Below are 10,572 nucleotides of genomic sequence, written 5' to 3'. Positions count from 1 at the left end.
TCCATGGCGTAGAGACCGCTGCCCCCCAGGATCCCCAGGCGGGCGCGGCTGAGATCGATGCCGTTAGGGGAGTTGGGGGTGGGGCTGCTCATCGGCGGCGGGGTCTGGCGACGGGGCGTTGAAAAGGTTTGGTCCGGCTTGAACCTGCCCCATTCTCAGCATGGCGTTTCAGCCGGTTGGCCCGTGCCACCCCATAAAGTCGGCCTTTATCCCCTGCCGCCGTGACCAAAGCCTTGATGGAGACCGACGCCGGCACCATCGAACTCGAACTGTTCGAGGCCGATGCACCCAATACCGTGGCCAACTTCACCAAGCTCGCCAAGGAGGGCTTCTACGACGGCCTGGCCTTCCACCGCGTGATTCCCGGCTTCATGGCCCAGGGCGGTTGCCCAAATAGTCGTGAAGGCGCCCGTGGCACCGCCGGTACCGGCGGCCCCGGCTACCAGATCAACTGCGAGATCAATAGCCAGAAGCACCAGGCGGGCACCCTGGCCATGGCCCATGCCGGCAAGAACACTGGCGGCTCGCAGTTTTATATCTGTCACGGAGCCCAGCCCCACCTTGATGGCGTGCACACCGTGTTCGGCCTCACCGGCAACATGGACGTGGTTACGGCCCTGAAGAACGGCAGCCGCATCAACAAAGTGACAATTCAGGACTGAAAGCTGACAATCCAGGACTGAAAGCTGACGCTTCAGGATTGGCTCAGTGATAGTTCAGTAAGCCCTAAATCCCTTCGCCATTCCGGAGGGATTTTTCTTGTGAGGCCGAATCAACCGAATCGAGATAACTGGTTAGCAGGGAGACGATCAGATCGGTCAGAGTTTGATCATTCAGCAGCGCCTGACGCTTGGAGCGCAGATGTAGCTCTGATGACAAAAGCACTGAGAGCTTTTTGACCGATTTTCCCGAATTCTTCACTAGAGGGAGGCGAGCATGGAAAGGAGCTTTTGGAGCGCTTTGCAGGAGATGCATGCCTGTTAAGCGGTATCTGCATAATTACACCTTTTCACGGCGGTAGTTGGTGTTTGCCCCCCCCCCCCCCCCATGTGGGGAGGGTCAAGAGTCAGGGCGCCGCCGCCAAGACCAAGCCGCGGCAGCCAGGCGGTTGTTGCTGCCCAGCTTGCGTCGGACTGTCTTGACGTAGGTGCGGGCGGTTTCGTAGCTGAGCCCCAAGCTGGTGGCGATCTGGCGATCGCTCAGGCCCCGGCCGATTAGGTCCAGCACCTCCTGTTCACGAGGCGTTAGCTGGGGCTCCCTGGAGCGCTGCTCAACTGCTGGAGAGCCCGGATCCACCTGTTGCGGCTGCCGTAGCGAGGGGCTGCGGTAGCGGCCAGAGCGCAGGATCGCCATTAGGGCGTTCACTAACGGGTAGTCGTCGCCGCCGATGTCGTGCGTGTGCAGCACCGCATCCACCAAGGCATCGATTTCCCGGAAGGCTGATTTGCTGTCCTGTGCGTCCAATATCAACAGGATCTTGAGCTTGGGTTGTTGTTGCCGGGCCTTGCGGCAGAGGCTGATCGCGTCGCCCTCCTCAAGGGGAGAGGCCACGATCAGCAATCCCGGCTCAAGAGCCGCCAGGGCGTCTACGGATTCCGCTTCGGTGGTGATGGCTTTGAAAGGGCGACTCTGCCGCAGAATCAATTGACCGATCAGCAACAAAGTAAGCCTGTTGCCGCTGGCCATCACGGTGTTCTGAGGCAGCATTGTAGTTAAAAACCAGCTCCGCACACTGCGCTGATGGCTGCGAAATTCCTTGATTCGACTTGTGAGGTCCATCGCAAAATCTGAATAGGAAACGCTGACTGGGGAGCTTTGGAATGTATTAATTGATACGGTTGGTGACCTGAGCGTGAATTTGCGACTGCGATGAAAGCGGCTGGATTGCGAAATAAAGTGGCCGGATTGCGAAGCAAGCGGCCGGATTGACAGTCGAACCCGACAACATTTTGTATTGTGGCAAAATTCTATTCCATTTGCGAATGACCAGCCCTGCTTCGGTTGCAGAGCCTCGAGAAGTGCAAGCTCTGTCAGAGGGAAATCCCAAATTCAGCCCTGAAAGGTCTGGGGCCATGGAGATGTCTGCAGAGAGCTCCGACTCGATGTCCCGCATCACCGTGAGCCTGCCGCGCAGCCTTTGCCGTCAGTTTCGCTTGCATGCGCTGGATCAAGACACAACGCTCTCGGCCTTAATGGCCAAGTTGATTCGCCAGGAGCTCAAAAGTTTTGAGTGAAACTTATCAATCAAGATCGAATTTTAATAATTAGTATTTGCTTTATGTGTTGGGTGATTTAATTACCATTGCTACTTGGTGGCTTTGGCCTTCTTCCCCATCCATGTCGATTAAGCCCTCTAGGTATTGAATAGCCGCTTTTGCGCTGCTGAATTTGTAATATCCAGAGACTTTGCTTATTTCGTCGTCTTGTGTTTTGATGTATTGCGCTTCGTGTCTGTCTTCCGTGGGGCTAACCCCGTAAACATCCTTGTAATGCTGGCGATTGAGACTGGTATTACTGAGGCCGCAGCGGCCCATCAATTGTTGAATTGAGAGGGGCGCCATATCGCCACACCAGAGAAGTTCGCGTAACTTACTTATGCGGGCCAATTTCAGCCAGCGCATTGGCGAAATTGCCAACACGCTTTTGAAGAAAGCCTGCACGCTGCGGGGGGTCAGGCTGATTTCAGTAGCTAATTTTTGCAAGCTGATCGGCTCGCTAATCCGGCTCAACATCCACCCGATCGCAAGCGAAACGTGGCCTGCGGCGTTGGCTTCGCTGGCTGTGGGCGGGCCCAGCAGGAGCCTTAGCTCCTGGCCGAGCTGTTTGAAAAAAACCTCCGTGAGCTGCACCTGCTCGCGAACGTCAGCAGCAGCCAGTTGCAGACCCAGGACTTCGATCAATTGCAGCAGCGACTCCGGTGCCGCGGCGCCTTGTAGGCAGGCGAGCTGGGACACCGGAATCGCCTGGGCGGAGAGCTCGCGCAGCAGGGCGGCGCTTTCCATTCGCAGGTAGGTGACCTTCGAGTTGCGATGGTGGTTGACACAGCTGTGGTTGGCGAAATGCCAGTGCAAGCTTGGGCCTGTAGTGAGAGGGCTGGAGTCGCTTAATGGGGTGGTGCTGCTGTAGCCCCCGGGGTTGAAGCTGAGCATCAACGCAAAGAAGGCGTCGGGAAGCTCGCGATGGTTGCTGGCTTGGCCGTGGGTGCTTACGTATCGCAACAGCAGCCCAGGGCTTTCTGTGGTGCGGATCTGGAAGTGAAAGTCTTCGGAGGCCTTTTCAAGGCTGGCCTTCGCCTTAGAGGTCAGAAAGCTTGCATAGCGGTCGGCCTTGCCCTCTAGCAACAGGTGCGGCACCGAAATTAAAATTTAAGCGCTACAATCTTATTCATTTTCCTTAATAAGCGCAAGGCCCCTTTCTTATTAATGAGTAGGCAAGGGCCCAACCCATCAAAACCAGCGCCAGCGGCGCCTCACGGCGGGCAGGGGCGGCGGCAGCGCCTTCACCAGTTGTCGTGCCGTGGCATCACGGCCAAGCTGGCGCAGGGCTTCATAGGCCCGCAGGCGCCTAAGCCAGGCCGCGTTGTCGCCGCCTTGATCTGGATGCCAGCGCAGGCTGCTGCGGCGCCAGTGACGCCGCAGCTCGCTGACGCTGCAGGGGTCGCTGAGGCCGAGTTCGGCGCGGCAGCGCTGGGCAAAGGGTTCTAGCTGGCTGGCCTCCAGGGCCAGGGTGCGGCCATCGAGATCCACTATCGACCAGCCGCGGCGGCGCCGGCGCTGCTGGTTGAGGGCCTGCTGCTGGCGCTGGCCCTGCTCTTGCAGGCGCTCACTGGTGATGGCGTCGCGGCATGCCTGGCTCCAGCGGTCCATCAGCAGCAGGGAGAGCGACAGGCCGGCCCGCAACAGGCCCCAAAGGGCCGCCAGGCCGAGCAGGGATAACAGCAGCGCGGCAACAACTGCCAAGCGTGGGTGAGTGGCGGGGGCGCCTCCTTATGGCAGCACGCCAAGGGCCTGCAGCCGCGGTTGGCGTTCGGCAAAGGCCGTGAGCTTCTCGGCCGCTTCACCCTGGAGGCTGCGACCGCGGCCGGCCAGGCCCTGCTGCAGGTGCTGTTCCAGCTCCTGGCCGCCCAGGTGGCGGCGCTGGCCATCGAGGATCAGGGCCTCCACCAAGGAGAACACCACGGCGCCGCCGCTGCCTGGCGCCAGCAGATGGTCGTAGGGCCGGCCATCGAGGATCAGCTCAAGCAACTGGTCGTTCACCTGGCGGGCCCGGTTGAAATCGGCGCAGGCACAGCGATCGAAGCCGATGCGGCCGGAGTGAAGCAACAAGCTCACGGTCTTGGCCAGTTCCGGTAGGGCAATGCCGGTGTCCTCGAGCAGCTGGCCGAAGCTGCGGGGGCCGCCTGTGAGGCCCTGTTCCAGCTGGCGGTAACGCTCGACAGCACCGCTTACCTGGCCGAAGCTGGTGGTGAAGACGTAACTCTCGGTGGCGGGCGCCTCTAGGAGGCGCAGCATCACGCCGCTGATGCGCTGGCGCAGTTCGCTATCGGTGCTGAAAGCCACACCGCGCAGGAACAGGTCGCGGCGGAATGACTGGTTGATGGCCAGATCCTGCAGGCTCTGGCGCAGGCCGGGATCGGTTTCGGCCAGCACGGCGGGCCGCACGTTGGCGGGCAGCAGATCAAGGAAATTTTCCGGCAGGGTGGCGCTGGCGTGGAAGCGCAGCTTGTGGGTGGCGCAGCGGCGGTGCAGGTCGGCCACATAGATGGGCTGCCAGCCCTCGTTGCCGTATTCCTGTAGCACGTAGGCGGCGTTTTGATTGGGAATCTGGGCCAACTTGGCCCGCAAGGCCGGCTGGGCCTGGGCCAGGGCAGAGGGGGCTTCAGTGCTGCCGAGCAGGCCGGTGAGCCGTTCAGCGGCACCTTTGAGGGTCTGGCCGGAATGGGCGCCACCCCGGCGCAACTCGTCGGCCAGGTGCTGGTAAGCGGTGGCGGCCAGCCAGCCGGGAAAGGTGTTGTAAGAGCAGTAGAGGATGCCGCCAGGCGTTAGGGCCGCGGAGGCCAACTGCAACAGGGCGGCCTGGATCGGTTCGCTGATCCAGGTGGCGATGCCATGGGCCACCACGTAGTGATGGGCAGCGGACAGGGGTCCGGGGCTGGCGGCGAGGCTGAGGAAATCGGCCTCCTGGAAGCTGATGTTGGCCAGGCCGAGGCGCTGGGCCAGCCGGCGGCTGTGCACGATGTGATCGGGCTGGAAGTCGATGCCTGTGAACTGGCCCTCGGGGTAGGCGGCGGCGAGCAGGCAGAGCCCGAAGCCCATGCCACTGCCGAGCTCGAGGTAGCTGAAGGCTTCGCCCTCATGGCCTCGGGGCGGCTGGTGGCCCTTGAGCAGGGCGGCAAAATCCAGCCAGGCTGGGGCCAGCTCGCGGTAGGCGCCGCAGGTGTACGAAGTGGCACTGAAGTAGCCGTGATCCCAGGCCATGGCACAAAAACGAATGGGCGCCAGCCTGAACGATCAACTGCGGCAAAGGGTGGGTCAGCAGGCGGCAACGCGCTGATGCGCATGGGCGATTAAGCGGCAATGATTAAAGCCGCTCAGTTGTTAATGAGCAGATGTCAATTTGCGCAGAGTTGCCTTGCCTAGTGGGCGTAAATATCCCCCTAAAGTGTTGCTCAAGCGGGAATACTTGTGAGACGTCCCCAAGGGGGGGCGTGTGCAATAAACAGCGTTCCCCCAACTTTTTCCCAAATCCATGGCTGCAACAGATTCAGCAACAGGCGTCAATAACAGCGCCGTCGTCGTCGGTCAGAACCTGACCGACACCGTGACCGCAAGCTCCACGGCCACCGCCGCCGCCACCACCGTTGACGGCATTGCCACCGGCAACGCGGTGTCGATTCAGGACGTAGGCGTCCTCGACTCCACCCTGAACGTGGGCGGCAACGGCACCCTCACCGTCAACGAAACCGGTGTGGTCACCGGTTCAGCGACGACGGTGAATGCGGTCAACGCGACGCCGTTCCTTGCAGTTCCTTCTTTCTCATCTCCCACCTTCACTCGGGGCGCAACTGACACCGCCGCCATGGCTAACGGGGATCAGATCCTCGTGACTAACGGCACTGTCATCACTCCTTACTACGTAACCAACTACACAGCGGCTGGTGTACCGGGCGCTGCTGGTGACACTTTCCAGTTGGCCCTTACGCCTGGTGGCACAGCGGTTACGGCTTCTCCAACCGGCCTGGCGATAACATCCCCAATCGTTGCCTCCTCCGCCTACGCCGGCTTCACCGGTAACACTGGCGGCATCATTGATTCGGCCACTGGCGGCTCCACCACCAATGATGTGGTGATCGGCGCCGCCGCCACCGTTGGCGTAACGGTCGACAACACCGCCACTGCCACCTCGGTCAACACGGACGGCGGTTCAGCCGCCACCGCTTACATCAAAGAGAGCTACGGCCTCGATGACGTGGGCGTGCAGGCCGGCACCACCGGCAGCCTGATCGCCAATGTCGACGCCAACGCTGTGGCTTCCGCCACCACCGTTGGTGCTCCTGCCGGGGGCACAGCCGCCGCTGCTGCCACCTCCGCAGCCACGATCACCGATGCGGTGGGCATCAACTCGGATACCGTTGGCTCCGGCAACATCACCTTCGGTGATGGCGCCACGATCAGCGCCACCGCAGGCACCAGCGCCGACAAGCTCCAGGTTTCGGCCACATCGCTCACCACCACGGGCGACGCGACGGCCACATCGACCCTGGGTGATGCCGTTGGTATCAGCACGGTCCAGAACACCACGGCATCCAACGACAAGATCACTGTCGGCAACGATGCCACGATCACGGCACTCGGCTTCGCCGATGTGAAGGCTGCCGCCACCACCACCAATGGTGACGCCGCTGCCACCGCTATCACTACCGACACCTCCGGTATTGAGGCTGGCGACATCGTCGTTGGCGACGGTGCCGTGATCCAGACCCAAGCAGGGATCACCAGCACGGTGACGGCTGCCACGATCGGGTCGAGCTTGGCTGATGCCTTCACCGCCACCGCCACCAACACGGTTACCGATACCGCTGGTCTGGACGTTGAAAGGCTGACGGTTGGTGGCGACGCGACCAAGGCCGGTAGTTACGGCATCCTCGGCCGCACCGATGCCGATCTGGTCACGACGGCTAGCACCACCGGTGCGGGCGGTAGTGCGGCTGATGCCGCTCTCGCCACGGGCACCCTCAGCAAAGCCATCGGCATCGACATCGGCGATGGAGCAGCGTCGGTCGATGGCCTCACTGTTGGCAACAACGTCAGCATCGCCGGTATTGCCGATACCACCAACGCCGTCACAGCCAGTTCGGTGGCGGGCGAAGTAGATGCCATCAGCAACAGCACCACGGTTCAAGGCATCAACCTGACCAATCCCGCCGTGATCGGTGGCAGCAGCACGATCCTGGGCCAAGGCCTGGTGGATGCGGAAGCCACGGCCACGACCACGGGCTCTACAGGCACCGTTGCCGCCGATGCCGACGCCAGCGTTGGTGCTGACCTCGTCGCTGGTATACAGCTGTCCAGCGCCGCCGCTGACGTCAGCAGCATTGGCACCAGCGGCACGATCACCGGTAATGCCCAGGTGTTGGCTGATGCCGTCGCCACCTCGGTGTCCGGCACGGCGACTGCTACGGCTGGTGGAACTGCGACTACACCACCTGCGACACCTAACGCTGTATCCAGCAACAACCTTGACCTGGTTGGCGTTGGCTTCGGTAACGGCGCGTCCACGACACTCGATACGGTGAGCATCGGCGCCAACGCCACGATTACCGCCACCGCTGCCGACACTCTCAAGGCCACCGCCACCTCGACCGCCGAGGGCGCGGCCGCCACAACCCAGACCTTCACCTCCAAAGGTCTGGTCACCGAAATCCTCACCGTTGGCGATAACGCCACCGTGACCGCCAGCAGCACCCTCAACGGTGCAGCCGTCGCCACCACGGTGGGGGATGCCGCCAACACAGCCACCGATACCGCAGTCGCTGCCGCCACAGCCACCACCAACGTCGGTGCTGACACCAACGTGACCGGCGGCTCCACCACTTTCGGTGCCGACGCCACCTTCTCAGCGACGGCCAGCTCCACTCAGGCAGCGACTGCTACCTCAGTCCAAGGTGACACCGACTCGAAGGCGACCACAACAACCAACATCGGTCTCGATGCTCTGACCACCACGGTCGGCGATCAAGGCACGATCACCGGTAAGGCGACCGGCAGCGACACCGCAGCTGCCACCTCCACCTACGGCGATGCCATCGCGGCTGCGACCGGCACCACCAACCAAGGTGTGAACAGCGACGGCGTGATGACCGTTGGCGGCAGCGGCAGCCTCACCGGTACGGCCAGCCTCGGGCTGACGGCTACCTCCGTCACCGTTGGTGACAGCTTTGCTGCACCTACGGCCGGTGACCGTTCACAAGCCACCACCACTACCACCCTCAACGCTGGTCTGTCGCTTGATGCGGCTGCTACCAAGATCGGTGACAAAGGCACCGTTACCGGTATTGGCTCGGTCACCAGCGCTGCCAGCGCCACGGCGACCAAGGCCGATGCAGCGGCTGGCATCACGGTTACCGCTAATACCGGTATCGATCTCACCGGTCAGACCCTGACCGTGGGCGACGCCGGCACCATCGGTGGCCAGGCCACCGGCGCCAACACCGTTTCAGCTACCACGGTCGATGGCGATGCGGACGCCACGATCGATGCCGGCACCACCAGCGGCCTCGGCGATGGCACCGGAGCAGTGGTTGTCGGCAACGGCGCCGGCATCATCGGTAACGCCACAGTTACCAACACGGCCACGGCTGCCGCCACGGATGCTGACACCATTGGAACGCCTGTAACTGCCACCGTCAACAACGACGTCGTGCAGGGCATCAACCTGGCGAGCATCAACGCCGGCAACGGGGCGTCGATCGCCGCCAGCGCCACCAGCACCCAGGCGGCCACCGCCAGCAACATCGGTGATCCCGGTTTAGCTGATGCTGGCGCTACCGCCACCGTCGGCCTGAACGACCAGATCCTCGGCATCACCTCCACCACCCTCACGGTGGGCAACGACGCCAGTCGCCTCACAGCCACCGCCAACCTCACGGGTACGGCCACGGCCAGCAACATGAGCGGTACCAGCACGGCGCGTGCCGGCGTGAGCTCGGATGTCGGTGCTCTCGATAGCACCAGCACTGTGCAGGTAGGCGGCAGCCTCACCAACGGCGCCACCTTCCAGGCAGTCAGCAACCTCACCGGTACGGCCACCTCGGTGGAGGATTCGGCCACAGCCAACGTCGGTGGTGCAACCATCACCGCTGGAAGTGTCGTCACTGACTCCACCGTTGTGGGCGTCAATTCCTCCAACATCACTGTTGGTAATAACGCCGGCACAATCTCTGCTACGGCAGCCTCCACGCTGAATGCCACAGCATCCACCACCGGCAATGACGCAGCAGTAGGCAGCACGGCCACGGCCACGGTTGCCCAGAACGCTGACGGTTTGCTGACGAGTGCGGTATCCATCGGTAACGATGGAAACCTCACCGCCAGCGCCACCTTGGTGGGTAACGCCGCTGCCACCAACGTTGGCAACACGGCTGCGCCAAATGATGTCGCCGCCGCTTACCTCACCCTCGATTCCGCGGGCATCACCCAGACCGGTGGACAAGACATCACCATCGGTGATACCGGCAACGTCACCGCCAATGCCTTCGCCTCCGGCTCCGGCATCGCCCAGAGCACCAATGGCAATGCCACCGCCGACGGCAACCTCGACGTCACGGGTCTCAACCTGAACAACGTAGGCAGCCTTCTCACCATCGGTGCAGCAGGCAACGTCTCTGGTCTGGGCGTGATCGGCACGCTCAACGCCACCGGCACCCTCGGCAACCAGGTGCAAATCACCGCCGCCACCACCGATGGCATCGCCAGCGCCACCGGCGACTTCGATGTCACCGGCATCCTGGGCGCCTCGGACAACAAGATCACCGCCGGTCCAAACGACGGTGATGTGCGAGGTCAGGTGCTGGCAGGCGGCAACGTGCTCGCCTCCTCCACCGGCAACACCAATGCGGATGACGCCACCGCGTCCATCGGCACCACTGCCAACGCCACCAAGCTCTCAGGTATCGAGAACATCGACATCATTGGTGGTCAGGTGGGCACCAACTCGGTGATCGGCACCTCCCTTGGTGACTTCGATGCCACCGCCACCTCGGTGAAGGGCGATTCCACCGCCTTCAGCAACGTGGATGCCTTCGGCATCCTCGGCAACGGCATCGACACCATCAGCGTCAGCGGCGGCATCACAGCCATCGCCCAGCTGAGCAACACCGTGACGGCTACCTCCGTCAGCGGCAACGCCGTTGCCACCGCCACCAGCGATGCCGTTGGTCTCTCTGGTTACAACGTGTCGATCATCGGCAGCGGCACCCTCAATGCCTCCGCCATCTCGAACTCCCAGTCCGTGGCGAGCTCGGTGGGCGGTCGCGTCGGCGCCTGATCAGGTACGGGGCGCCTGCGGGCGCCC

Annotated in this window: 8 protein-coding genes; 3 read left to right on the top strand and 5 right to left on the bottom strand. The window is 62.4% G+C overall.

The window, feature by feature from the left end; genetic code table 11:
* Nucleotides 1–221: 221 nt before the first annotated feature.
* Complete coding sequence (locus KBY85_RS10675; RefSeq protein ID WP_254961486.1) at nt 222–662, top strand: peptidylprolyl isomerase; 441 nt, start codon at nt 222–224, stop codon at nt 660–662.
* Nucleotides 663–726: 64 nt separating this feature from the next.
* Here KBY85_RS10675 and KBY85_RS10670 read toward each other — a convergent pair whose 3' ends face one another.
* Nucleotides 727–975 carry a hypothetical protein gene (locus KBY85_RS10670; protein ID WP_254961484.1) on the bottom strand — a complete coding sequence of 83 codons (249 nt, stop codon included), beginning with the start codon at nt 973–975 and terminating at the stop codon, nt 727–729.
* 84 nt (nt 976–1,059) lie between these two features.
* Nucleotides 1,060–1,707, bottom strand: coding sequence for a response regulator transcription factor (locus tag KBY85_RS10665; protein WP_254961483.1), 648 nt, complete (start codon nt 1,705–1,707; stop codon nt 1,060–1,062).
* 365 nt (nt 1,708–2,072) lie between these two features.
* Here KBY85_RS10665 and KBY85_RS10660 point away from each other — a divergent pair, with 365 nt between their 5' ends.
* Nucleotides 2,073–2,234, top strand: a complete 162-nt coding sequence (locus tag KBY85_RS10660) for a ribbon-helix-helix domain-containing protein (RefSeq protein ID WP_254961482.1) — start codon at nt 2,073–2,075, stop codon at nt 2,232–2,234.
* A 42-nt stretch (nt 2,235–2,276) separates the two neighbouring features.
* Here the strand turns inward: KBY85_RS10660 and KBY85_RS10655 are convergent, their stop codons facing one another.
* From KBY85_RS10655 to KBY85_RS10645, 3 genes are all read right to left on the bottom strand, one after another.
* On the bottom strand, nt 2,277–3,353 hold the full coding sequence (locus KBY85_RS10655) for a helix-turn-helix domain-containing protein (protein WP_254961481.1): 1,077 nt from the start codon (nt 3,351–3,353) through the stop codon (nt 2,277–2,279).
* A 93-nt stretch (nt 3,354–3,446) separates the two neighbouring features.
* The gene (locus KBY85_RS10650) at nt 3,447–3,959 is read right to left on the bottom strand and encodes a J domain-containing protein (protein ID WP_254961480.1); all 513 of its coding nucleotides are present in this window, start codon (nt 3,957–3,959) and stop codon (nt 3,447–3,449) included.
* Between the two features lie 27 nt (nt 3,960–3,986).
* Nucleotides 3,987–5,477, bottom strand: coding sequence for a class I SAM-dependent methyltransferase (locus tag KBY85_RS10645; protein WP_254961479.1), 1,491 nt, complete (start codon nt 5,475–5,477; stop codon nt 3,987–3,989).
* 271 nt (nt 5,478–5,748) lie between these two features.
* Here KBY85_RS10645 and KBY85_RS10640 point away from each other — a divergent pair, with 271 nt between their 5' ends.
* Nucleotides 5,749–10,545, top strand: coding sequence for a hypothetical protein (locus KBY85_RS10640; protein ID WP_254961478.1), 4,797 nt, complete (start codon nt 5,749–5,751; stop codon nt 10,543–10,545).
* The last annotated feature ends 27 nt before the right edge of the window (nt 10,546–10,572 follow it).

The sequence above is a fragment of the Cyanobium sp. BA5m-10 genome, from assembly GCF_024346255.1.
GTDB lineage: Bacteria > Cyanobacteriota > Cyanobacteriia > PCC-6307 > Cyanobiaceae > Cyanobium_A > Cyanobium_A usitatum.
This window is presented reverse-complemented; position numbering and strand designations above follow the sequence as displayed.